Origin of the sequence: Delftia sp. UME58 (assembly GCF_014170385.1) — a bacterium.
Classification (GTDB): Bacteria; Pseudomonadota; Gammaproteobacteria; order Burkholderiales; family Burkholderiaceae_C; genus Comamonas; species Comamonas acidovorans.
The window spans coordinates 25,354-50,113 of the sequence record NZ_LZZV01000011.1 but is presented as its reverse complement, the minus strand read 5'-3'; the positions used below and the strand labels follow the sequence as shown (position 1 = coordinate 50,113).

Below are 24,760 nucleotides of genomic sequence, written 5' to 3'. Positions count from 1 at the left end.
CATCCCATCTCAGCGAGGACACCATGAATACCTCCGCCATTGCCTCCGACGCCCCAGGCGCCGGCCATCCGGCCCCGGCCGGCATCGATGCCCCCTGGACCGCGCCCACCGTGACGCGCAGGCAGGTCAGCTACGCCACCTGGGTCTGCTTTTTCGCCTGGGTCTTTGCCGTCTACGACTTCATCCTCTTCGGCACCCTGCTGCCGCAACTGGGCGAGCACTTCCAGTGGAGCGCCGAGCAGCAGGCGCGCCTGAACACCTGGGTGACGCTGGGCACGGTGATCGTGGCCTTCGGCATCGGCCCCATCGCCGACCGGCTGGGGCGGCGCAAGGGCATCATCATCGCCGTGGCAGGCGCCGCGCTGTGCTCGGGCCTGACGGCGCTGGCCGGCTGGGTGATCGGCCTGTCGGCGGGCCTGGGCTTCGTGCTGCTGATCGTGGTGCGCTCGCTGGCGGGCCTGGGCTACGCCGAGCAAAGCATCAACGCCACCTACCTGAGCGAGCTGTTCTCCCTTGTCTACACGGACCCGGCCTCGCTGCGGCGGCGTGGCTTCATCTACTCGCTGGTGCAGGGCGGCTGGCCCGTGGGCGCGGTGCTCACGGCCGTGCTGGTGGCCCTGCTGTATCCGCTGGGCGAGCGCTGGTTCGGCCAGGGCGGCGGCTGGGCGCTGTCCTTCGTGTTCGCCATGTTCCCGGCCCTGGTGATCGCCGTGCTGGGCCGCCGGCTGGTGGAAACGCCCCAGTTCCTGACCGCGCGGCGCGTGGCCGATCTGCGCCGCGCCGGGCGCGAGGCAGAGGCCATGCGCCTGGCGCAGGAGCATGGCGCCAGCGCACAGCAGGAGCAGCACACCGGCCTGTCGGCCATGTTCCGCGGTGCCTCGCTGCGGCCCACGCTGTCGCTGGCCCTGGGCTTTTTCCTGAACTGGTTCGCCATCGTGATCTTCGCGGTGCTGGGCACCTCGGTGCTGGGCGGCGCCGGTGGCACGCCGGGCAAGGGCGTGGATTTCTCCAGCGCGCTGCAGGTGCTCATCATCTCCAATCTCGCGGGCTTTCTGGGCTATGTCTTCCATGGCTGGCTCGGTGACCGCATAGGCCGGCGCAACGCCGTGGCCATAGGCTGGATGCTGGGTGGCCTGGCCTTCGCGCTCATGCTGAACGCGCCCTCGGGCGACTTCTGGCGCATCGTGCCGCTGTACTCGCTGGGGCTGTTCTTCCTGATCGGCCCCTATGCAGCCGCCCTGTTCCTGATCGGCGAGAGCTTTCCCAGCCACATCCGTGCCACGGCCAGCTCCTTCGTCAACGCCATGGGCCAGGTGGGCGCCATCGCGGCAGGCTTTGGCGTGACCTGGACGCTGTCGCAAGGCTCGGACTGGGTGCAGGCGGCGCTGTACTGGGGCGCCATTCCCTGCGCGGCCTCGGGCCTGCTGATGTTTCTGGCGCCCCATGTCGATCCCGAGACCGTGAAGTGAGGCCGACATGAACCCGGACACCCCCAGCAACAAGGTGGCCCTCGTCACGGGCGCCGCCAGCGGCATCGGCCAGGCGCTGGCCCTGGCCTATGCGCAGGCAGGCATTGCCGTGGCCGGCAGCTACTACCCCCGGGATCCGCACGATCCCGGCCAGACCCTGGAACTCGTCGAACGCGCGGGCGGGCGGTGCGTCATGGAGGCGGTCGATGTGGGCGATGCCGAACAGGTCGAGCACCTGGCCAGGGTCGCCGTGGACCGCTTCGGCCGGCTGGACTTCGCCGTCGCCAATGCGGGTTTGCTGCGCCAGGCGGCCCTGGTCGAGATGAGCGATGCGCAGTGGCTGGAGGTCATCAACATCGACCTGGGCGGAGTGATGCGCACCTTCCGGGCCAGTGCGCGCCACATGGCTGCAGGCGGGGCCATGGTGGCCGCCTCCTCCATTGCAGGCGGCGTCTACGGCTGGGAGCAGCATGCCCACTATGCGGCCGCCAAGGCAGGCGTGCCCGGGCTGTGCCGCGCCGTGGCCATGGAGCTGGCACCGCGCGGCATACGCTGCAATGCCGTGATTCCCGGCCTGATCGAGACGCCGCAATCGCTGGACCCGGTCAACTCGCTGGGGCCGGAGGGTCTGGCGCAGGCGGCCAGGGGCATCCCGCTGGGACGCGTGGGGCAGGCCCGCGAAATCGCCGCCCTGATCCGCTTCCTGACCAGCGACGAGGCTTCCTACATCACCGGCCAATCCATCATTGCCGACGGCGGCCTGACCGTGCGCTGGCCCAGTTGAGGACATCCGACATGAACACCTCCAAGCCCCTGGACGGCCGCCGCGCCGTCGTGACAGGCGCCGGCAGCGGCATCGGCGAGGCCATCGCCCTGGCCTATGCGCAGGCCGGCGCGCAGCTGTTGCTGGCCGACATCGATGCCGCCCGTGCCGACAGCGTGGCACAGCGCTGCCGCGCGCTGGGCGCGCAGGCCGAAACCGTCATCGGCGACGTGGGCGACGAGTCCACGGCCCACCGCATCATCGACCGCTGCGTGCAAGCCTTTGGCGGCATCGACATCCTGGTGAACAACGCCGGCATGCTCACCCAGTCGCGCTGCGCCGACATGTCCACCGCGATGTGGGACGAGATGCTGCGCGTGGACCTGCGCAGCGTCTTCCTGTGCGCGCGGCGCGCGGTGCCGCACATGCAGGCCCAGCGCTGGGGCCGCATCATCAACATCGCCTCGCAGCTGGGCATCAAGGGCGGCGTGGAGCTGAGCCACTATGCGGCGGCCAAGGCCGGCGTGATCGGCTTCACCAAGTCGCTGGCGCTGGAAGTGGCACCCGACAACGTCCTGGTCAACGCCATTGCCCCCGGCCCCATCGCCACGCCGCTGGTCGATGGCATCAGCGCGGACTGGAAGCGCGCCAAGGAGGCCAGCCTGCCGCTGGGCCGCTTCGGCCGCGCCGACGAGGTGGCGCCCACGGCGGTGCTGCTGGCCTCCGATCCCGGTGGCAATCTGTATGTGGGACAGACGCTGGGGCCCAACTCCGGCGATGTCATGCCGTGAAAAGAAGCACCCCCTGAGTCGCTTCGCGCCTTCCCCCTCTCTTCGGAGGGGGGCGTACGGGCAGCCGGCGACACCCTCGGTGCGGGGCGGCGCGGCCGGCATAGGCCCTTCCTCGGTGTCTCTGCTCTTTGGCTGCGCCAGTTTCGCAGGCGGCTCCATTCGCAACCGAAAGGGTTTCTGTCATGTGTGGAATGTGCGGTTTGCTGCAGGCCTCCGGCCACTGGAGCCAGGCGCCGGCCGGATCGGCCGGGCGACGCCAGCGGCTGATTCAGATTGCGCGCGCCAACCGGCTGCTGGCGCTGTGGCGGCTGCGGCTCAGCGACTTCCATGGCCAGTCCTATGTGCTGGCCGGCCCCACGGGGGCCAGCGTGCTGATTGCCGATTTCGGCGCGCTGTGGCCCGCCGCCGAGCAGATGCTGGGCCGAGCCCTGGATCCGCTGGCCATGCCGTGGCAGCCGGCGCAGGCACAAGGGCAGGCACAAGGGCAGGCACAAGTGCGGTCACAAGGGCGTGCACCAGCACAGGAACACAGGGAGCAGGCGCCATGAACGGCCTGACGGACCACCACGGCGAGCGGCTGCCCGTGGGCGTGCTCACGGGCTTTCTGGGCAGCGGCAAGACCACGCTGCTCAGGCAGTGGCTGCAGGACTCGCCCGCGGGCGAGACTGCGGTGCTCATCAACGAATTCGGCGCCGTGGGGCTGGACCATCTGCTGGTGGGCCGCATAGACGCCGACACGGTGCTGCTGGACAACGGCTGCGTCTGCTGCGCCATACGCGGCGAACTCAAGGACGCTCTGTGGCGCCTGCACCAGCGCCGCCTGCGCGGCGAGCTGCCGCCTTTTCAAAGGGTGCTGGTGGAGACCACGGGGCTGGCCGCGCCCGGCCCCGTGATCGCCACCCTGATCGGCGATGCGCAGCTGCGCCAGATCTTCAGGCCAGCCTTCATCTCCACCGTGGTCGATGCACTGCATGCACCGTGGCAACAGTCCCGGCGCCCCGAATGGCTGGCCCAGGTCGCGGCGGCCGACCGGCTGTACCTGAGCAAGACCGACCTGGCCACGCCACAGCAGGCCGAGGCACAGCGTGCGCAACTGGCGCAGATCAACCCCCTGGCCAGCATCGTCACCTGCGGCCCTGGCGCAGCGGTACCGCCTGCCTGGCAGATGCAGGAATCCCATGCCCTGCAAACCGATTGGCTGGCACGCGCCATTGCCGGCACGCCGCGCGACCGCGCGGGCCAGCGCCAGCGCCAGCGCCAGCGCCAGGGCCAGGGTCTGCACGCAGGCGCCCAGGCGTTCTGCCTGGAACTCGACAGCCCGGTGGACTGGTGCGTGCTCACCCTGTGGCTGACCATGCTGCTGCACCGCCATGGCGACCGGCTGCTGCGCCTGAAGGGACTGGTGGCCGTGGCCGCGGATGGCTGGCCGCAGGGGCAGCCCACGGCGCTGCACGGCATGGGCCATCTCATGCACGCCCCCGAGCATTTGCCCGAGTGGCCGGGCAAGGACAGGCGCTCCCGCCTGGTCTTCATCACGGCCGGGCTCGATGAGCAGCAGGTCAGGGCCTCCTGGCAATCGTTCCAATCGTTCTACCGCCTCCACTCGCAGGACAATGGCAGCCAGACCCCGGCAAGCCCCTCACCCCACACTGCGTGAACCTCCACGGCAAGGACCGCAACATGCGCAAGAACGATCCCGAACTGCGTGTCCTCGGCACCTCGGTGACGCTGACCGAAGCCCTGCGCCAGCGTGCGCAGCAGGACCTGGGCATACGCATCCATTTCGAGGTGCTGGACGGCTTCGACGCCCAGCGCCAGGCCGTGATGCGCCAGGACAGCTTCGACCTGTACGACCAGTGGTTCCACAGCGTGGATTTCCTGTGGCCCACCGGCACCCTGCAGCCCATCGACACGGCGCGCCTGACCTGTTGGGACGAGGTCAACGCCCTGCCCCGCACCGGCCGCATCACGCCGCAGGCGGCCTTTGGCGCGGGCTGCAATCCTGTCACGCGCCTGTATGTGCAGGCCGATGGCAGCGTCAGCGATGTGCCCAGCGCGCATATCTCCATGCTGCCGCTCACGCACAACGTCGACAGCTTTGTCTACCTGCCCGCCGCCCTGCCCGCGCTGTTCGACCAGGCCGAGGAAAGCTGGTCCTGGCTGGTCTCCCCCGCCTGCCGAGGGCGCGCTGCGCTGCAGGCCGATGCCGCCATCGGCGCGCTGGACGCGGCCCTTGCCCTGCAGGCCAGCGGCGACATGCGTTTCGGCGACATCAGCAACCTGGGGCTGGAGGAAATCGACCGGATGATGGCCGTGCTGCTGCAGCGGCAGGAGTCCGAGCAGTTCCGGGGCTTCTGGGGCAACTACGCCGATGCGGCACGGCTGATGATCGATGCAGGCGTTGCCATCCAGAGCCACTGGTCGCCGGCCATGGGCCACTACCGCGCGGCGGGGCTGGACTACCGGCTGGCCTGTCCGCGCGAAGGCTACCGCGCCTGGTACGGCGGCCTGGGCATCTCCAGCCAGGCCAGGGGCGACACGCTGGATGCCGCCTACCGCTACCTGAACTGGTGGCAATCCGGCTGGCCCGGGGCCGCGATGGCGCGGCAGGGCTACTACATCTCCAACCCGCTGCGCACGCGCGAGCACCTGAGCGCCAGCGAGTGGGACTACTGGTACGCCGGCCTGCCCGCCGCCGAAGACCTGCAGGGCACCGACGGCCAGCTCGTGATCCCGCGCGGCAGCGTGCGCGACGGCGGCTCCTACGAGCAGCGCCTGGGCCGCATCGCCGTCTGGAACACCGTCATGGACGAGCACAACTACCTGGTGCGGCAGTGGGCCACGCTGCTGCGCCGTGCGCGCGCCGTATAGTCCTGCCCGATGACGGCCCCGCCGGCGGCGGCACACGCACACGCACACGCACACGCAGATGAAGCAGGAATGAGAAGAGCCATACAAGCATCCACGCAGACTGCGCGGGACGAAGAGACCGGCGAGAGCGGCGAATCTGGCGATTCCGAGCGCCGGCTGCGCTATGAACTGATACGCCAGCGCCTGCGCCAGGCCATCGTCGAGCAGCGGGTGGCGCCCGGCCTGGTGCTGCTGGAGGGGCCGGTGGCCAAGGTCTTCGGCACCAGCCGCATTCCCGTGCGCAAGGCCTTCGAGCTGCTGCATGCCGAAGGGCTGCTGAGCACCTTCGACGGACGCGGCTACTTGGTCGCCCGGCCCGGGCAGGCCGTGCAGCCCCAGCGCCTGACGCTGGACGCGCAGGCCCTGGGCCTGGAGGCGGGCCAGGCCACGATCCACATTCCATCGGAAAGCGAGCGCATCCACGACGAGCTGGAGCAGTCCATCTCCATCGCCATGATCTTCGGGCGCTTTCAGATCGATGAGAGCGCCGCCATGGACCACTTCAACGTCAACCGCGTGGCCCTGCGCGAGGTGCTGAGCCGGCTGGTAGATAGGGGGCTGGTGGAGAAAAGCACCTACGCCGCCTGGCGTGTGGCCGCGTTGACGGCACGCGCGGTGAATCAGGACTTCGAGCTGCTCGCCTTGCTGGCGCCCGCAGCGTTGCGCGAAAGCGGGCCGCGCCTGGACAGGGACATGCTCGCCAGCCTGCGCCACGGCCTGCAAGGCGCGACGGCGCCAGGTGTTCCGGACACGCAGGAACCATTGCGCCTGGAGCAGCGCCTGGAACAGCGCGTGGAGCAGCACCTGCACGGCGACTTCCTGGCCCGGCACCCCAACGACAAGCTGGTGGGCATGCTGCAGCAGTGCCAGATGCCCTGGCTGATCCACAGCACCTTCTGCCGCATGTTTCCGCAATCGCCCAACCCGCCGCTGACCGAGAACTGCCGGCAGATCGTCGATGCCTTGTGGGAGGGGCAGTACGAGCGGGCCGCACAGGCGCTGCAGGACTATCTGGCCCAGGCGCGCAAGCGCGCCCAGCTGCAGCTCAAGGTGCTGGCCGTGCTGCCTGAGACGCAATTGCCCGCCTACCTGGTGCGGCAGACCTGATCTTGTGATTGCTGCAGTCGGCTGCCGCAGGCCGGCGCGGCTGGTTGCATGTGGAACCGCTGGTTTGCCTGCCGTTCACCGGGCGTTTACGCAAGCACGGCATATTGGGCGCCCAAAGGACCGCACCGATGAACGCCTTGCGCATCAGCACCACCGTCTTCACCGAAGCCAGATTCTGGAGCCTGGTGGTTTTCTCGGTCGTTCTTCCCTGCGCCATCTACGCGGCCCTGCTGGCCAAGCGCAGCATCTCGCGCACCACGGTACTGCTGTTCGGGCTGGCCCTGGTGGCCATGGCGGGGGTGGATGTCTACCTGCTGCAAAGCCTGGCATCGGCGGCCCGGCAGACGCCGTCGCTGTCGGACAACGCCATCTTCGTCTCGGAGCTGTCCACGGCGCTGTACCTGCTGCCGGCCATGATTGGCGGCATCGGCGTGAACATGACCTCGCATGTGCTGATACAGCATCTGTTCGATGCGGAGCGGCGGTTCGACAGCAACCGCAAGAACGAGACCACCTGAGCCGGCCGGGCCCCGCCTGGCGCTATCGGGCGCTATCGGGAGCAACCGGACTCGACCCGGTTCAGCCCATCACGTCTTCGGAAAAAAGCTGCCAGCGCCCGCCCGTCTTGCGCCAGTACTGGCGCAGCGGCAGGCCTTCGGCGAAGGACTTGCTGCTGGCGCGCAGGTTGACCACGCGGATCTCTCCCTTGGCATCTTTCCAGGAATAGATGGACAGGTCCTGCAGCGTCACGCCGGGGCGGTTCAGGTAGGCGGCCAGCCGTTCCTGCGATGCGCGCGAGGCGGGCGACTGCAGCAGGTCCGGCGCGTAGAGCGCGGCCAGCTTGCGCGGGTCGGCCCCGTCCCAGGCGCTCTTCCATTCCTCGACGACACGCACAAAGGCATCTGCCGCCTTCTGCTGGGCCTGGGCCTTGGGGGCCACCCACTGCAGCTTTTCGCGGATCAGCACCGGCGTCTGCCGGTCCACGGTCTGCATGAGCAAGGTGAGGTCGGGGTTGGCCAGCACCAGGCAGCCATCGCTGGCCTCGGGCGCGCGCGAGAACTGGTCGGGCGGCGAGCCATGCAGCCAGATGCCGCTGCCCGAGCGGCCGACGGCCTTGTCCCAGTCATTGGGAAAGTTGACCGTGAGCGCGCCCTTGCCATAGAACTCCGGCAGCCGGGGTCCGGGGATGTGGCGGCCCACGAAGTAGATGCCCAGCGGCGTGCGCTGGTCGCCTTCCTGCCATTTGTCCGTGCCCAGCTTGCCCACGGAGACATAGAAATCCCCCACCAGCCGCAGCCCGCCCGCCTCATGGGCGAACAGGTACAGCCGTGACTTGCTGGCGTCGATGGCAATCGCATGCCGCACCGACGCGCCCAGCATCAGGAACTCGCCGGGAACGGAGCCCGCAGGCGGCGCGCCGCTGTCGGCATGCAGGCGGCGCTTGAGTTCGTTTTGCAGATCCTGCAGCTGGGCCTGCGAGGGACTGGCCGGGCCTTCCAGCCGCGCGACACTGCCCACGGACAGGTTGTGCCGCACCAGTACGCCCTGGCCCGGATGGCCGGGAGCGGAGGAGGCGGCGACGGGCGTGCCCGCCAGCACCTCGCCGGCACGGCCGGTCTTGAAGCGCAGCAGGTCGGCATACACCAGCTGGGCTGCGCGGAAATTGGGAACCTCGGCGGTGAGATCGCCGGCGGCCTTCAGCGCGCCGTCCAGATCCCGCTGCTCCACCTGGCGGATGATGGCCAGCAGGCGGGCCTCCGCCTGGCTTTGCTGTGCGGGGGCGGCTGCCTTGGCATGGGTGGCTGCCACGGCAGCGGCACCGCCCGCCGTGGCCACCGCAGCGGCGGCCAGAGCGGGCTTGCCCGATGCCGCGCGCAGCCTGGCCGCGCCCGCCTTGCCGGGGACAGACTTGGAGGCGACAGGCTTGGCGGTTGCCGTTTTGGAGGCCTTGGCCTTGGCCGGCTTGGCATGGGCCGCCGGGCTGAAGGACACCGCGGACAGCGCGACCAGCAGCACGGCCACCCCGGCGGCCCGCGCATGCAGGCGCAGCAGGCCGGTGGGCGGCAGTGCCAGGGGACGCGCTTTTTCAGGCATCAGGAGCCGGTTCCTTCATGGGTGATGCGCCATTGTCCCTTTTCGCGCTGCATGCGCAGGGTCTTGCGGGTGGTGGTCTTGAGCGCGCCCGAGGCGTAGTACTGGCGGAACTGGGCCGTGGCCTTGTCGCCGTCCACGGTCACCTTCAGGTCGCGCACATTGACGACGATGGCGGTGCGGCCAACGATGCGCTGGCGGCGCTGTTCCTTCCACTTGGCCAGGCTGCTGCCGTCGGCCGGGGAGAAGTGGTCGCTGTAGGCGTCCAGGTAGCGGTCCATGTCCTGTCCGGCCCATGCGGTGGACCAGGCCTTGACGGCGGCCTCCACTTCCTGCGTTGCGGCCGACTGGGCCGCCTTCTTCTCGTCGACGGCAGGCGCTGCCTTGGCAGGCTCGGCGGCGGCCACGGCGGTGGCGGCTGCTGCGGTGGCCGGAGCAGCGGCCTTGGCCGCAGCCTGCCTGGCGTCCTCGGCCGCGCGGGCCTTGTCCTGTGCAGACTGAGCTGCCTGAGCTGCCTTTTCCTGGGCCAGCTTGGCCTCTGCCGCCTTGGCTTCCGCCGCCTTGGCCTGGGCCAGCTTGGCTTCTGCAGCCTTGGCCTCGGCGGCCTTGGCTTCTGCAGCCCTGGCTTCCGCCGCCTTGGCCTGGGCGGCCTTGGCATCGGCGGCCTTCACTTCAGCGGCCTTGAATTCGGCAGCCTTGGCCTCTGCAGCCTTGGCTTCGGCGGCGCGGGCCTCGGCCAGCTTGGCGTCGGCTTCGCGGGCCTTGGCATCGGCCGCCTTGGCATCGGCGACCTTGGTCGAGGCAGCTGCAGCCTGGGCCGTCTTGGCCTGGGCACCACCTTGCTTGGGGAAGATCTGCGTGATCAGGGCCAGCTTGGGCTGGATGGCCTGGCGCGATCCGTCCAGCTGCAAGGCCTTGGCATAGGCATCGCTGGCCATGCGCGCATAAAGGTCGCCCAGGTTCTCATGCGCCGTGGCGTAGCTGGGGTTGGTGCGAATGGCCTGCTCCAGCACTTCCGAGGCCTTGCGCTCCTGGCCCTCGGCAGCGTAGAGCACGGCCAGGTTGTTGTAGGGCTCGGGCAGGCTGGGGTAGTCACGGGTCAGCGCCGTGAAGATCTTGATGGCCTGGGCGTTCTGGCGCTGCTCCGCGGCGATCACGCCCTGCAGAAAGCGCATCTGCACATCGGCCGGGTTCTGCTTGAGGTAGGCCTCGGCCTGCTTGGCGGCCTGGGGCGCCTTGCCCTGCTCCAGCAGCCGGGAGACCTCGTCCACCGCCTCCTGCGATGCATGGGCAAACGCCCCGCACAAAGCGGCCCCCAGGCTGAAGGCGGCAATGGCCACGGGTCGGGCTATCCGCAAATAGGCACGACCCGGCACTCGCGACGGAACTCTGGACGAAATCAGCATATGGGCGCTCTCTACGCAATGAAAGTTGGAAGACGGGCCTGTTCGCTTTTGGGCTTCTTGCATGCGCCGATATGCGCCTGCAGCCAAAAGCCAGCGATTTTATAGGCGAAAGCCACCTTACCCCGCTGCATGGGCCCTTGAGTCAAGGGCCATGAAACACGGCGCGGAGCCAGCTCCGGGGTAACGGAGCGGACCGGCCGGTGTTACGTAACGTATGCCGTAACAGACCCTTGCCGAGACATTGTGATCAATAAGCAAAACCATACAAATCAATATCTTAGGAAGATTCCTAGGCCATTCAGACCTGCCACCGGCACATGGCATGCATGTTGCACAAAAGGGCTCGACAGATTTCACGGCTTCCAAGCCACCGTCTGACCTTGTCGTTTCAACCCTTGTCTGGAGAGAGCAAATGACCGCCCAATCGATGCAGCCCACCGGCAACACCACCGTCAGCCCCGTGCAGTTCGGTGACCCGCAGCCCTCCAGCGTCGTGCTTGCACAGCTGAACACGTCGAACATGCAGCCCGGCGCGGCCGCAGCAGTCATGCCCCGGGGCACACCTACCCCCACGCTGTCCCAGGTCAGCCCGGGCGTGCAGATCGTGCGCAACGGAGAAACCTTGATGGCCCAGCCCGGCAGCGCACTGCAGGTGGGCGACAAGATCATCGTGCCCGCCGACGGCAGCGCCAAGGCGCTGTTCCCGGGCAAGGACGGACAGACCCTGGTCGGCACTTTCGAGGGAGGCACCCAGGCCACGCTGGCCCAGCGCGAGGGTGATGGCGCAGGCGCCATGGTGCTGGACCTGGCCTCGGGCAACGTCCAGGTGGCACCCGCCAATGACGGTGACGCCGTGGGCCTGATCGTGACCAAGGAAAGCGCCGCAGCCGCAGCCGGCGGCTCCGTGCTCAGCGACTTCCTGCTGGCCGGCCTGATCGGCGCGGGCGGCGTGGGCCTGATCGCCGCAGCCAACAACGACGACGACGACCCAGCCCCCCCGCTGCCAACCGATCCCACGAACCCGACGAATCCCACGGATCCCACCAATCCGACCAATCCCACGAACCCTACAAACCCGACCAATCCGACGGATCCCACCAACCCGACGAATCCCACCAACCCGACGAATCCTACAAATCCGACCAATCCCACGGATCCCACGAACCCGACCAATCCCACGAACCCCACCAATCCGACCAACCCCACGGATCCCACGAACCCGACCAATCCCACGAACCCCACCAATCCGACCAACCCCACGGATCCCACGAACCCGACCAATCCCACGAACCCCACCAATCCGACCAACCCCACGGATCCCACGAACCCGACCAATCCCACGAACCCCACCAATCCGACCAACCCCACGGATCCCACGAACCCGACCAACCCCACCAATCCAACGGATCCGACGAACCCGACCAACCCGACCCATCCCACGGATCCCACCAATCCCACGGATCCCACGGACGGTCATGGCCTGATCACCTCGGTGCAGGACGTGGTGGGCGCGCTGGCGGGCGGCACGGTGGCCGGCCCGGTGGGCAACCTGATCGATACGCTGGTCAATCCCGGCAGCGGCACGCTGTCCGGTGTGACAGGCCTGCTGGAGAGCCTGACCAGCACCAATGGGGGCCCGCTGGGCGTGCTGACCGAGCTGGTGGACGGCCTGGTCAACATCCAGAATCAGGGCCTGGAGCCGCTCATCAGCACGCTCAATGAGCTGCTCAAGGGCCTGGACGAAGCGGGCTCCGGCGGCGCCATCGGCACCGTCGTGGACAACGTGCTGGGCGGCCTGCTCGATGAAAACGGTGCGCTGGGCGGCCTGCTGGCCGGCGTGGGCGGACTGCTGGGTGGCCTGGTGGGCGGCGGAACGGGCAACCCGCCCGGCACGCCTGACAGCGGCGTGGTCACCTCCGTGCAGGACGTCGTGGACGGCCTGCTCGGCGGAACGGTGGCAGCGCCTGTGGGCCAGTTGCTGGATGCCCTGGCCAACCCCACGGACGGGCTGCTGTCCACCGTGACTGGAGCGCTGGAGAACCTGACCAATGTGGAGGGCGGCCCGCTGGGCGTGCTGACCGAGCTGGTCAACGGCCTGACCCAGGTGGACGGCGAAGGCCTGGCCCCGGTGATCGGCACCCTCAACGAGCTGATTGCAGGCCTGGGCAACGGCCTGGGCGAAGGTGGACTGGGCGGACTGGTCGGCAGCCTGCTGGGTGGACTGGTGCCCGGTGGTGGTACAGGTGGCGGCACGGGCGAAGGCCTGGTCACCACGGTCCAGGACGTGGTGGACGGCCTGCTCGGCGGCACCGTCGCAGCTCCTGTGGGCCAACTGCTGGATGCGCTGACCAATCCCACCGATGGCACGGCCTCGGTCGTGACCGGCCTGCTGGAAGGCCTGACCAGCGTGGACGGCGGCCCGCTGGGCGTGCTGACCGAACTGGTCAATGGCCTGACCCAGGTGGACGGCCAGGCCCTGCAGCCCGTGATCGGCACGCTCAACGGCCTGATTGCCGGCCTGGGCAGCGGCCTGGGCGAGGGCGGCATCGGCGAGCTGGTGGACGGCCTGCTGGGCGGCCTGATCCCCGGCGGCACGGGCGGCGGCAGCGGCGACGGCCTGGTCACCACGGTCCAGGGCGTGGTGGACGGCCTGCTCGGCGGCACCGTCGCAGCCCCTGTGGGCCAACTGCTGGATGCGCTGACCAATCCCACCGATGGCACGGCCTCGGTCGTGACCGGCCTGCTGGAAGGCCTGACCAGCGTGGACGGAGGCCCCCTGGGCGTGCTGACCGAACTGGTCAACGGCCTGACCCAGGTGGACGGCCAGGCCCTGCAGCCCGTGATCGGCACCCTCAACGGCCTGATTGCCGGCCTGGGCAGCGGCCTGGGTGAAGGCGGCATCGGCGAACTGGTCAACGGCCTGCTGGGCGGTGACGGCGGTCTGTTGGGCGGCGTGATCGGCGATGACGGCCTGGTCGGCGGGTTGCTCGGCGGCGACGGCGGCCTGCTGGGCGGCGTGCTTGGCGACAATGGCCTGGTCGGCGGCCTGCTGGGCGGTGACGGCGGCTTGCTGGGCGGCGTGATCGGCGATGACGGCCTGGTCGGCGGGTTGCTCGGCGGTGACGGCGGCCTCCTGGGCGGCGTGATCGGCGATGACGGCCTGGTCGGCGGGTTGCTCGGCGGCGACGGCGGCCTGCTGGGTGGCGTACTTGGCGACGACGGCCTGGTCGGTGGGCTGCTCGGCGGGCTGGTTCCGGGCGGCGGCACAGGCAGCGGCGAAGGACTGGTCACCACGGTGCAGAACACCGTCGATGACCTGCTCGGCGGCACGGCCGCAGCCCCTGTGGGCCAGGTGCTGGATGCACTGGCCAACCCCGGCACCGGCGCCCTGTCCGTGGTCACGGGCCTGGTGGAAGGCGTGACCCAGGTCAACGGTGGTCCGCTGGGCGTGGTGACGGAGCTGGCCAACGGCCTCACGCAGGTCCCGGGCCAGGCATTGCAGCCGGTGATCGCCACTGTCAACGGCGTGCTGGCCGGCCTGACCGGCGGCGATGGCCTGCTGGGCGGTGTGGTCGGCGGCGACGGCGGCCTGCTGGGTGGCCTCACGGGCGGTCTGGCGGGCGGCCTTGGTGGCGGCTCCGGCCTGGTCGGCGGCCTGCTCGACACGGTGGCGGGCGACAACGGCATCGTTGGCGGACTGCTGGGTGGCAACGGCGGCCTGCTGGGCGGCCTCACCGGCGGTCTGACGGGCGGCTCCGGCCTGGTCGGCGGCCTGCTCGACACGGTGGCGGGCGACAACGGCATCGTTGGCGGACTGCTGGGTGGCGACGGCGGCCTGCTGGGCGGCCTCACCGGCGGTCTGACGGGCGGCTCCGGCCTGGTTGGCGGCCTGCTCGACACGGTGGTGGGCGACAACGGCATCGTCGGCGGGGTGCTCAACACCGTGGCCGGTGACAACGGCGTCGTCAGCGGCATCGTCAGCGGCGTACTGGACACGGTGGCAGGCAACAACGGCATCGTCAGCGGCGTGCTCGACACCGTGGCCGGTGGCAACGGTATCGTCAGCGGCGTGGTCAACACCGTGGCGGGCGACAACGGTGTCGTCAGCGGGCTGGTCAACACGGTGGCTGGTGATCACGGCATCGTCAGCGGCGTGGTCAACACCGTGGCGGGCGACAACGGCATCGTCAGCGGCGTGGTCAACACGGTGGCCGGCAGCAACGGCATCGTCAGCGGGCTGCTGGGCGGCGGCAGCAGCGGCGGCGGCCTGCTGGGCGGGCTGCTGGGGGGATCGTCCGGCGGCGGGCTGCTCGGTGGCCTGCTGGGTGGCACATCGCACGCGGCAGCGGCCTCGGCCGCCGAGCTGGATCCGATTGCCACCTCCATCAGCAGCCATGCCAGCAGCACGGCCGATGCAGCAGCCAGCGTGCTGACGCCGCAACTGCACCACAACACCCTGCTCTGAGCGGCCGCGGCGCCTGCGGGCGCCGCATCCATCCCCTGCGCCGCCGCCCCACGGTGGCGGCGCACGTCCCAGGAGATCCTCCATGTCACACACTCTCAGGCTGTGCACCATCGTGCTGCTGGCCGCAGGCCTGGCTGCCTGCGGCTCCACCGCCACCACCAGCACGCAGCGTTCCGAGCACCACTACGCCTTCGGCAAGGCGCCGGCGCCTGCGCCGGCCAGCTCCGGCGTCGCGCCCGTGGTGACCACGACCCAGGCCGACCAGCGCGGTCCCGCCAATGTCGCCCACATCGTCTACTTCGACTTCGACGCCTACACCATCCGCAGCAGCGACCGGGCCATCGTGGAAAGCCATGCGCAGTGGCTGCGCAGCAATCCCGGCCGCTCGGTGATGCTGCGCGGACACACGGACAGGCGCGGCGGCATCGAATACAACCTGGCGCTTGGCCAAAAACGTGCCGACGCGGTGCGCAACAGCCTGCAGCTGCTGGGAGTGAATCCGGCCCGCGTGGAGTCCGTCAGCTATGGCAAGGAGCGGCTGGCCGATGAAGGCACGAGCGAAGACGCCCACCAGCGCAACCGGCGCGTGGAATTCGACTACCGCTGAGCCGCCGCGCTCCGCACTCGCCTGCCGCCGGGCCGCCATGAACGAACAGATCCGTACGCGGTCAGCGCACCGCAGCCCGGCGCCCCGTCCCCACGGGAAGCGCAGCCTCCCACTGACCTTGACCGAGGCCGAGAGCATGTTGTCGCAGCAATTGGCAAATGGCCTGGAGTACCTGGCACGGCACATGGTGTTGCTGCCCGAGCCCTACCCCGGCTGCATTCTTTTCTTCACGGTGGCGGCCGAGAACAAGCCTGCCTCCGTCTTCCATGTACGCGCCACCACGCTGGAGGCTGCCTGGCGCGAGGGCGCGACCCGCGTGCGCCAGTGGGCCTGGGCTCGCAAGCGCGATGAGGTCGATCTGCGCATCGACTGGGCGCAGGACATCACGCCCCTGAAGGCGGGCAGTCCGCTGCCGGACTGCAGCGCCTGGACCCAGGCGCCCATGCACTCCCTGGCCCTGGCAGATGCCAGCCTGGAGCGTGCGCAACTGCTGCAGCCCTTGCTGCCAGAGCCGCACCAGGAAGACGTCGAAACAGGCAGCGCCCAACGGCCCCTGCTCCCGCCCCGCCTGCTGCTGCACCTGCGCGGCATCTATATCAGCGGGGAGCAGCCCGCCGTGGCCGTGCCGCGCACCGATCCGCCGCAGCAGCGCCTATGGCCCCATCTCGTGCCCGTGCACGCTGCGCTGCAACAACTTCTGGCGCAGCAGGGCAAGGATGGAAGCTGGCCCGGTTGCGGCGACGTCTGCGACCACCTGGGCGTGACCTATGCCCTGCTGCAGGCCCAGCGCCACGCGGGCAGCGCTGCACTGACGCAGGCCATTGCACTGGCCATGGACCATGTGGAGCGCCGGCTGCAGCAATTGCCCGGCGACTGCCTGCCCGGCGCGCTGGCCATGCTGGTGCTGGCTCGCCACCTGCGCAACAGCTTTGTGCTGGGGCCGGGAGCCGACAGCCAGGCCCGAGCCCGCATCCCGGCGCTGATGGACCCGCTGGCGGAAAGCCTGCTTTCCAGCGCGGCGGCCTCGGCCAGCGCCACCAAGACCGCAGCCGCGGCCAAGGCCGATGCACCCCGCAGCGGCCAGCCCCTGCTGAGCTGGGCCGAACTGGCCATGCACGTCTATGCCAGTTCGCGCCCGCCCACCAGCGACAGCCCCACGCTGCGCGCGGCGCGCAGCGCCCTGCCCGAGACGGCAGTCCTGCCCGCCGCCTTCTTGCAGGCCGCGCTGCCGCCGCTGCTGGACATGCCCGACAGCCCCGACGATCGCCAGGGTGATCAGGCCGACGACCCATGCGCTCGCTGGATAGGCATCGCCCTGGTCGAAAGCCTGCAGCTCGACGCGGGCCTGGAGCCCCAGCCCACGGACCTGCTGCGCCAGTGGCAGATCAGCCTGGAGAGCCATCTGCAGGCCATGGCCCAGCGCGCCATCTGGCCGGAACAGGCGCTGTACCTGCCGCCCGCCCGTCGCCGCCACGCCGCCTTTGCCGACGCCAGCCTGCGACAGGTGCTGCAGTCCCCGCGAGAAATCGCCTGGTTGCTGGCATCCAGCCTGGCCAGCCTGGAACTGCTGGACGCGCTGGCCCAGGCACTGCGCTCGGCCACCAGCCATGGCGCTGCCGAATCCGGGGAAGACGCGCTGACTGCGCAGGCAGGCCATGGCTTGAGCGCGAGTGGCAGCCCTGCCAAAGCTTCCCCGCCCTCTCCATCACTCTCCCTCACGTCGCGGGCCGATGAGACTGCGGGCCAGCCGGCTTTTCCGCCCACAGCGGGCTCCATGTACCCGTCCATGTCCTGGGACAGAGCTTCCCTGGCCGAACTGATGAGCGGGCGCTGGCTGGATGCAACCACAGAGCCCGGCACAGATAGCCACACAGATAGCGGCACCGGCTGCGCGGGATTGGACGCCAGCCGCCTGCACCACCAGCCCGGCGCCGCCGTGCTGGTGCGGCGCGCGGGCATGGCCCTGGGCGTGCAGGCCGCGGCCCTGCCCACGCTGCGCGCCTCGGCGCTGATCAGCAGCAACCCGCAGGGCCTGCTGCACCACGGCGTGCCGGTGCTGCATGTGCCTGATATGGAAGAGGGCCTGCGCAATCTGGCGCAGGCGGCCCGCCGACGCATCCGGTCGCCCGTGGTCGCCGTCAGCGGCTGCGTGGGCAAGACCTCCACCCTGGGCATGATGCGCCAGTGCCTGCAGGACGGGGGGGACGCGCGTGGCGATGCCCTGCTGTCCCAGGGCACCGCGCTGCAGATGATCAATTGGAGCGAGGCCTCGCCCTGCGCCCTGCTGGAGCTGCCATTGCACGCACTGCGTGGCGACCTGCCGCTGATTGACCCGGATATTCTGGTTATTACTAATCTTTCAATAAATAACACCCCCTATTCAGGGGAGTCCGAGCCCCCCGGACAGGCCGGTCTGTCCGGTGAAAGAAAATACGAAGCATTGCAGGAAGTGCTTGAAGCCATGCAGCACATGCACAAAGGCAGTGCACTGGTGACCGGTCAGGACATAGGTGAAAACCCCAGTGTTATTGAGAGTGCAAAACGCATGGGACTGCGCCTCATCACGTTTGGCCCCCATTGCAACGCACAAGTCCGTGAAATGGGATTTCACAATGGAAATCTGCAAATAGGCATGGGCAACCTGCGCCTGGGCATTTCCCTGCAATCCGACGGCCACCACATGGCACTCAATGCGCAGGCGGCCCTGGCGGCCCTGCATGCATTGGGATACGCGCCTGCACAGGTGCAGGCCTCCCTGGCCGATTGGCAGCCCATGATCGGGGCCGGGCAGCCCCAGCTCCTGCCCAGCGGAATCTGCCTGCTGGACCACAGTCTGAGCAACCACTTACTTTCAATGACGGCTGCATTTTCGCAACTGCAGTCGGTCGCTCCCCATGTGAGCAAAAGGCTGATCGTGCTGGCTGGCATACAGCCGGGCCAGGCCAGCATCGACACTGCCCAGCTGGCGCTGGAGCCGCTGGTGCGCGCGGCCCAGGCCCGGCGCGTGCTGCTGTACGGAGAACCGCTGCGGCAGCTGGCGGCAGCACTGGCAGATCTTCTGCACGTCAATTGGTATGACGATCTCAATCAATTGATCTGTTCACTTCTTCGCACAACCCATAAAGGCGACACGGTTTTGTTGGCAGGCCGCGCCACGACCAATCTGGCCCTGGCAGCCGATGCCATGCGGGATAGTTTCAGTGACCACGGGGGCCATTTAATAACGTCTATTCCATCCTCTTGCTTTGATCCACATCAAAAACAAATGAACATGCATTCCTGATTGAATAAAACTTATAGAGGTCTGTATATAAATCGCTACAGTGTTTGGAAAACGAGTGACTTTACATTTTGTAAAGATGCTTACTAAGCCCATCAGAACATGATCCGATACCTTCTTCCCCGTCAGTTGGCCAAGGCCACGGCGATACCGTCGGGAACGGAGACGGTGGGGGCTTTTGCATCTGCCATCGCCGAGTCCTTCGACCGGGCTGCGCACCAACTGCGCCGGGCTGGCTGGCTGTCGCTGCCCATCAGCCTGCTGGGTCTGCTGCCGTCCATCTTCCTGCTGCAGGTCTACAACCGCGTCATTGCGCGCGGCGGCACGGCCACCCTCACGGCCATGGTGGCAGGCGTGCTGTTCTTCCTGGGCCTGGAATGGTGGCTGCGGCGCAGGCGCGCCCGTGCCCTGCGCGAAGCCGGCGCCATGATCGACCGCGATGTGTCCCAGGCGCTGATGCACTCCATGCTGCGTCACCCGCTGGCCGCCCTGGAGCAGCGCTCCTCCAGCCAGTGGCTGCAGCTGTTCCGCGACGTGAGCGCCATGCGCTCGGGCGTGTCCGGGGGCCTGGCGACCTCGCTGCTGGACCTGCCCATGGCCCTGCTGGCCCTGGTCGTCATCGGCATCATTGCCTGGCCCGTGCTGCCGGTGATCCTGGTGGCCATGCTCATCATGGGCGTGCTGGCCTGGTGGTGGGCCGACGAGGTGCGCAGCGGCCGCGTGGAGGAAATCGCCCAGGCCCGCATGCTGGACCGGGGCACGGCCGAGATCTGCAACGCCCGCGCCACGCTCAAGGTGCTGGGCTATGACGCCGCCGCACGCCAGAACTGGCAAAGCGGCTATGACCGCTGGCTGGCCGAGAGCTTTGGCAAGAACGGCGAGATGGAGAACGCACGCGAGGCAAGCACCGTGCTGCTGACGCTGTTCTCCGTTGCCGTGATCACCGTGGGCGCCATTGCCATCAATGCGCAGTGGATGAGCATCGGCAGCCTGATGGCCGTGAACCTGCTGTCGGGCAAGGCGCTGGGTCCCATCTCGCAGCTGGCCAGCAACTGGCGCTCGCTGGCCCAGGCCAACGAGGCCGCACGCCGCCTGCAGTCCGTGCTGGAGGAGCCCGTCGAAATCATGACCGAGACCGTGGACCTGCCGCGTCCCCAGGGCCGGCTGCGCCTGGACCAGGCCAGCTTCCACTATCCGGGCGGCCATGTGGCGCTGGAGCAGGCATCGCTGGAGATCGGCCCCGGGGGGCTGCACGCCATCGTGGGGCGCAACGGCGCCGGCAAGTCCACCCTGGCCAAGCTGCTGGCGGGGCTTTACCAGCCCACGCAGGGCCGCATCTTCATCGATGAATACGACATGGCCCAGTTCCCGCGTGCCGAGCTGGGCCGCTGGATAGGCTGCCTGGCGCAGCAGGTGTACTGGTTCAGCGGCCCCATCGTGGACGGGCTGCGCATGGTCAACCCCGATGCCGACGACCACAAGATCGTCACCGCCTGCCAGATCTCGGGCGCGCATGGCTTCATCAGCCGCCTGCCCCAGGGCTACCAGACGGTGCTGGGCGAAGGTGGCGCGGGCCTGTCGGCGGGCGAGCTGCGCAAGCTGGCCCTGGCCCAGCTCTTCCTGCGCAACCCCTCCGTGCTGATCCTGGACGAGCCCAGCAACGACCTGGACTTCGAGAGCGAAACCGTACTGCTGCAGACGCTGCGGCAGATTGCGCTCAAGCACACGGTCATCGTCGTCACGCACTCGCTGCGCGTGGCCTCCATGGCCCAGCATCTCTACCATGTGCGCGGCGATGGCGGCATCGAGCATGGCTCGCCCCAGCTGCTGCTGCCCCAGCTGTTCGGCACGGCGCGCGAGCCCGCAGCACCCGCAGCACCCGCAACGCCGGCCGACCCGGCCCCGCATGCCGATCATCCCGCCGTGGCGCAGGAGCTTGCCTCATGAGGGCCGGGCGCTACGACGACCTCCCCCTGGTGCTGCGCCAGTCGAGCGAAGCGCAGGCGGCCGTGCACGGCCAGCCGCCTGCGGACGCGTCCGGCGCAACGCCCCCCACCCCTGGCCGAGCCGCCCTGGCGCGGGGCAAGTGGCTGCTCGTCATTCCCGTCGCCGCCCTGGTGGTCACCGGCCTGTTCTATCCGGTGGAGAACGTGGTGGTCGCCAGCGGCCAGGTCATCCCTTCCGACCGCGTGCAGACCGTGCAGCATCTGGAAGGCGGCATCGTCACCGCCGTCCATGTGCGCGAAGGCCAGGCCGTGACCCAGGGCCAGCCACTGCTGGAAATCGACCTGGGCAGCAACAGCCTCAACCTCGAACAGCTCACCGCCCGCATGGCCACGGCCCAGGCCGTCAAGGCGCGTCTGGGCGCGGAAAGCCAGGGCAGGCCGCTGCTGCGCACCGCCTTCCCCGCCGACCTGGACGCGCAGGTGGTGCGGGCCGAACTGGGCGCCTTCTCGGCGCGCGCGCTGGAGCACCAGGGCAGTCTTGCCGCAGCCCAGGCCCAGTTGCAGCAGGCGCGCGGCGACGTGGCCCAAGTGCAGGCGCGCATCGAGGGGCTGGAGACCAATCTGCGCCTGCACCAGCAGGAAGCCTCCATTGCCGGCCAGCTCGCCTCCGAGCAGCTGATCGGCCAGCTCGAAGTGCTGGACAAGCAGCGCGCGCTGGAGCAGGTGCGGGCCGAGCTGGCGGCCTCGCGCCAGACGCTGTTCAGCAACCGCGCCAAGATCGAGCAGGCCCAGGCCAAGCTGCAGGAGACCCAGGGCGCCTTCCGCCGCCGCGCCTCCGACGAGCTGGCCCAGACCGAACGCGAGCTGGCCAGCCTCAACGAAGACCTGGTCCGCGCCCGCACCCAGCGCACGCGCACGGCCGTGCTGGCGCCCACCAGCGGCTTCGTCAAGGGCCTGCGCAGCTCGGGTGCAGGCTGGGTGGTCAAGCCCGGCGAGCCCATTCTCGAAATCGTTCCGGACAAGGACGAAGTCATCGTCGAGGCTCGCCTGAGCCCCGCCGACCGTGGCTATGTGCGCCCCGGCCAGGCCACCAAGGTGAAGATCTCGGCCTACGACTTCCTGCGCTACGGCTCGGTGCCCGGCCAGGTCACCCTGGTGGCGGCCGATGCCGACCGCGATCCCAACCTGGCCGACTCGCCCTCGTACTTCCGCATCCAGGCCAGCCTGGATCAGCCCTGGGTGGGCCGCACCGACAACCGCATCACCACCGGCATGCAGGCCGAGCTCGACCTGCTGCTGGGCCACGAACCCTTTATCTGGTATTTGCTGCGGCCCGTGCTGCGCATCCAGAGCGAAGCCTTCCGGGAGCCCTGATGCCAGGCCGCCCGTCCACCCTCACCACAGGCTGGCACGCCCGGCTGCGCCGGCTGCTGGCCGCCGCCTGCTGCCTGTCAGGTCTGTCGGCCCTGCAGGCGCAGCAGGCCGCGCCCGCGGCGACCGAGGAACTGGACCTGGCCACCACGGCTGCCGCAAACACGGCGGACTCCGCACCCGCGCCCACATCCGTCTCGGTACCCGACGCCGTGGTCCTGCGCCTGGCCCAGCAGCTCACGCCCGGCACCCTGGCCAGCGACAGCGGGCAGCGCCGCCTGCTCGATGCCCTCTACGCCCTGATCGACGAGTACCCCGACGTGCGCAAGGCGCGCGCCGCGCTGGAATCGGCCGGGCATGACGTGAACACCGCGCGCGGCGCGCGCTGGCCCACCTTCAAGGTGGGCACCAACACGGGCGATGCCAAGCTGCGCCGGGGCCGCGAGTCCTACACCGCCGTCAACGCCGAAGTGCGCATGGCCCTGCTGGACGGCGGCGCCATCGGCGCGGGCATCCGCTCGGCCGAATCGCAGGAGGCGGCCCAGGGCAGCGTGCTCTACGGCACGCGCCAGAACGTGCTGCTGGAGGCGCTGACCGCCCTGCTGGAGCTGCACCGCTTCGAGGACAAGGCGCGCGTGGCGGCCGAGTCGGCGCGCATCATCGGCCAGCTCGCGCGCATCGAGGAGCGCCGCGCCGAACTGGGCGCCGTGGGCCGCAACGACCTGCGCCAGGCCGCCTCGCGCCAGGCCGGCGCCCTGGCCCAGCAGCATGCGCTGGAGTCGCAGCGCATGGATGCGCTGGCCCGCTTCACGCGCTACTTCGGCTTCACGCCCCAGCCCGGCTGGCTGCCCCAGCTCAACGTGCCCGTGCAATGGCTGCCGGCCAGCGAAGACTCGGCCCTGCAGGCCTCCGAAACCGTCAGCCCCGAGCTGCAGGAGATGGAGCAGCAGATCGAGAAGGCCCGCGCCGAAGTCGACCGCAGCAAATCCCAGCGCTTTCCCACCCTGGCCGCCGTGGTGGCCCACACGCGCGATCCCAGCGGCGTGCTCTATGCCGAGGGCACGCGCTACGGCGTGGAGCTGAGCTGGAACTTCGGCAACGGCTTCGAGCTGCGCGACCGCATCCTCAAGGCCATCAACGAACTGCAGGCCCAGGAGGCGCAACAGGAAACCGTGCGCCGCCAGGTGCGCGAGACCGCCTCCGCCGCCTGGGGACGTACCCAGTCCGGCCGCCAGCGCGAAAGCCAGCTGGCCGACGCCGTGCGCGAGGCGCGCGCCGCCTTCGAGGGGCGCCGCCGCCTGCTCGAAGTCGGACGCGGCAGCCTGGCCCAGGTACTGGACGCCCAGCTGGACATGCAGCGCCTGCTGCTTGACGAGGCCGACGCCATCTACGACCAGCGCATCAACGAACTGCGGCTTGCACGCACCACCGGCCGCCTGCTGCCCCAGGACCCGCCCGACCAATGGCTGAACGCGCTGTTTAGCACGCAAAAGCCGATTCCGGCAGGTGGTGGTGCGCCAGGCACTGCACCCATCGACGAGCCCGGCACCGAGCCCTCGCGCAGCCGCCCCGAATTCCAGGACGCTGCCGTGGCCTCCTTGTCCGCCAGCGCCATGCCCCGACGAATACAGCTGCGCCTTGAGCAGCAGCTACGCCCCATTTCAAACGCTTTTCAAACCACTGCCGCGCGACAGCAGTGGTGAAGTGAGGTTTCCAGCGCTGCGGCCGGCTCTCGCCCATCGCCAGCCGCAGCCATCCAACCGATGGGCTTTTGCAAACCGAAAGGACGATGCCATGACCGACATCATCAAGAACTTCTGGAAGGACGAAGAAGGCGCGACCGCCATCGAGTACGGCCTGATCGCCGGTCTCATCGCCGTCGTGATCATTGGCGGCGTGACGGCTCTGGGTACGAACATCCAGGCCAAGTTCTGCCAGGTCGTGGAAGCACTGGGCGGCACCTGCACAACCACTTGACATGACCACCGCCTGGCTTCTGACCGCGATCCTGCAGCTGTGGCTCGCCGCCATCGCTGCCATGGATCTGCGCAGCCGCAAGGTACGCAACTGGATGGTGCTGCTGGGCCTGGCCACAGGCGCGGCGGCACTGTTCAGCGGCGTCCAGCCTTTCTGGGTCCAGACCTGGAGCGGGCTGGCCGGCATGCTCGCGGCCTTTGCCGCACTGCTGCCGTTCTATGCGATGCGCTGGATGGGAGCCGGGGACGTCAAGTTCGCCGCCGTGATCGGACTGTGGTTCGGACTGTCCCCCTACCTGCTGCTCATCTGGATCGGCGGCAGTCTGCTGGCCGGCATGCATGGCCTGCTGGTGCTTTCCTGGCGCCATCTGCAGCAAGGCCCCGTGGGACTATGGCTGCAGGCATGGCTGCCTGCCCCCATGGCCACGCGCCTGGCGACCGCCGCCCCTGCCCAGGGCGCCGCGCCGGACGCTCCGGGCGCGCCGCGCAAGCCGCCGCACACCATTCCCTATGCCGGCTACCTGGCCATTGCCGCCATGGGCATTGCCTGGCTCGAAGGCCCGCCACTGACTTGAAAG

18 protein-coding genes are annotated in these 24,760 nt (G+C 69.1%); 16 read left to right on the top strand and 2 right to left on the bottom strand.

The genetic code is table 11. The features are described from left to right. Positions 1 to 23 precede the first annotated feature (23 nt). The 8 genes from A9976_RS02170 (at position 24) to A9976_RS02135 (ending at position 7,558) form a co-directional block, all read left to right on the top strand. On the top strand, positions 24 to 1,469 hold the full coding sequence (locus A9976_RS02170) for an MFS transporter (RefSeq protein ID WP_183017629.1): 1,446 nt from the start codon (positions 24 to 26) through the stop codon (positions 1,467 to 1,469). A 7-nt stretch (positions 1,470 to 1,476) separates the two neighbouring features. After that, on the top strand, positions 1,477 to 2,253 hold the full coding sequence (locus A9976_RS02165) for an SDR family NAD(P)-dependent oxidoreductase (RefSeq protein ID WP_183017628.1): 777 nt from the start codon (positions 1,477 to 1,479) through the stop codon (positions 2,251 to 2,253). Between the two features lie 11 nt (positions 2,254 to 2,264). Continuing rightward, positions 2,265 to 3,023 carry an SDR family NAD(P)-dependent oxidoreductase gene (locus tag A9976_RS02160; RefSeq protein WP_013803736.1) on the top strand — a complete coding sequence of 253 codons (759 nt, stop codon included), beginning with the start codon at positions 2,265 to 2,267 and terminating at the stop codon, positions 3,021 to 3,023. Positions 3,024 to 3,214: 191 nt separating this feature from the next. Next, positions 3,215 to 3,571, top strand: coding sequence for a hypothetical protein (locus A9976_RS02155; protein WP_225614067.1), 357 nt, complete (start codon positions 3,215 to 3,217; stop codon positions 3,569 to 3,571). Then, on the top strand, positions 3,568 to 4,680 hold the full coding sequence (locus tag A9976_RS02150) for a GTP-binding protein (protein ID WP_183017626.1): 1,113 nt from the start codon (positions 3,568 to 3,570) through the stop codon (positions 4,678 to 4,680). Before A9976_RS02155 ends, A9976_RS02150 begins: the two co-directional genes overlap by 4 nt. Before the next feature lie 23 nt (positions 4,681 to 4,703). After that, positions 4,704 to 5,894, top strand: coding sequence for a PotD/PotF family extracellular solute-binding protein (locus A9976_RS02145; RefSeq protein ID WP_097205350.1), 1,191 nt, complete (start codon positions 4,704 to 4,706; stop codon positions 5,892 to 5,894). Between the two features lie 69 nt (positions 5,895 to 5,963). Continuing rightward, complete coding sequence (locus A9976_RS02140) at positions 5,964 to 7,040, top strand: GntR family transcriptional regulator (protein WP_183017625.1); 1,077 nt, start codon at positions 5,964 to 5,966, stop codon at positions 7,038 to 7,040. 128 nt (positions 7,041 to 7,168) lie between these two features. After that, the gene (locus A9976_RS02135) at positions 7,169 to 7,558 is read left to right on the top strand and encodes a hypothetical protein (RefSeq protein WP_013803741.1); all 390 of its coding nucleotides are present in this window, start codon (positions 7,169 to 7,171) and stop codon (positions 7,556 to 7,558) included. 61 nt (positions 7,559 to 7,619) lie between these two features. On the opposite strand, the gene A9976_RS02130 is transcribed toward A9976_RS02135, so the two are convergent. Together A9976_RS02130 and A9976_RS02125 are read right to left on the bottom strand one after the other, a co-directional pair. Continuing rightward, positions 7,620 to 9,134: a murein L,D-transpeptidase family protein gene (locus tag A9976_RS02130; protein ID WP_183017624.1), complete on the bottom strand. Its 1,515-nt coding sequence runs from the start codon at positions 9,132 to 9,134 to the stop codon at positions 7,620 to 7,622. Next, positions 9,134 to 10,471 (bottom strand): tetratricopeptide repeat protein, encoded by a 1,338-nt coding sequence (locus tag A9976_RS02125; RefSeq protein ID WP_310889363.1) that lies wholly within the window; start codon positions 10,469 to 10,471, stop codon positions 9,134 to 9,136. Before A9976_RS02125 ends, A9976_RS02130 begins: the two co-directional genes overlap by 1 nt. 478 nt (positions 10,472 to 10,949) lie before the next feature. Between A9976_RS02125 and A9976_RS02120 the strand changes: the two genes are divergently transcribed. The 8 genes from A9976_RS02120 to A9976_RS02085 all read left to right on the top strand — a co-directional run bounded on the left by A9976_RS02120 (position 10,950) and on the right by A9976_RS02085 (position 24,757). Further along, the gene (locus tag A9976_RS02120) at positions 10,950 to 15,002 is read left to right on the top strand and encodes a hypothetical protein (RefSeq protein ID WP_183017622.1); all 4,053 of its coding nucleotides are present in this window, start codon (positions 10,950 to 10,952) and stop codon (positions 15,000 to 15,002) included. A gap of 82 nt (positions 15,003 to 15,084) precedes the next feature. Next, positions 15,085 to 15,609 (top strand): OmpA family protein, encoded by a 525-nt coding sequence (locus tag A9976_RS02115; protein ID WP_183017621.1) that lies wholly within the window; start codon positions 15,085 to 15,087, stop codon positions 15,607 to 15,609. A 118-nt stretch (positions 15,610 to 15,727) separates the two neighbouring features. Further along, positions 15,728 to 18,892 (top strand): Mur ligase, encoded by a 3,165-nt coding sequence (locus A9976_RS02110; protein WP_259649082.1) that lies wholly within the window; start codon positions 15,728 to 15,730, stop codon positions 18,890 to 18,892. 99 nt (positions 18,893 to 18,991) lie between these two features. Continuing rightward, complete coding sequence (locus tag A9976_RS02105) at positions 18,992 to 20,836, top strand: peptidase domain-containing ABC transporter (RefSeq protein WP_183017620.1); 1,845 nt, start codon at positions 18,992 to 18,994, stop codon at positions 20,834 to 20,836. Beyond that, complete coding sequence (locus A9976_RS02100; protein ID WP_183017619.1) at positions 20,833 to 22,209, top strand: HlyD family type I secretion periplasmic adaptor subunit; 1,377 nt, start codon at positions 20,833 to 20,835, stop codon at positions 22,207 to 22,209. The genes A9976_RS02105 and A9976_RS02100 overlap by 4 nt, the downstream gene beginning before the upstream one ends. Continuing rightward, complete coding sequence (locus A9976_RS02095) at positions 22,209 to 23,909, top strand: TolC family protein (protein ID WP_183017618.1); 1,701 nt, start codon at positions 22,209 to 22,211, stop codon at positions 23,907 to 23,909. Before A9976_RS02100 ends, A9976_RS02095 begins: the two co-directional genes overlap by 1 nt. A 91-nt stretch (positions 23,910 to 24,000) precedes the next feature. Beyond that, positions 24,001 to 24,183 (top strand): Flp family type IVb pilin, encoded by a 183-nt coding sequence (locus A9976_RS02090; protein WP_183017617.1) that lies wholly within the window; start codon positions 24,001 to 24,003, stop codon positions 24,181 to 24,183. Position 24,184: 1 nt separating this feature from the next. Beyond that, positions 24,185 to 24,757, top strand: a complete 573-nt coding sequence (locus A9976_RS02085; RefSeq protein WP_183017616.1) for a prepilin peptidase — start codon at positions 24,185 to 24,187, stop codon at positions 24,755 to 24,757. The last annotated feature ends 3 nt before the right edge of the window (positions 24,758 to 24,760 follow it).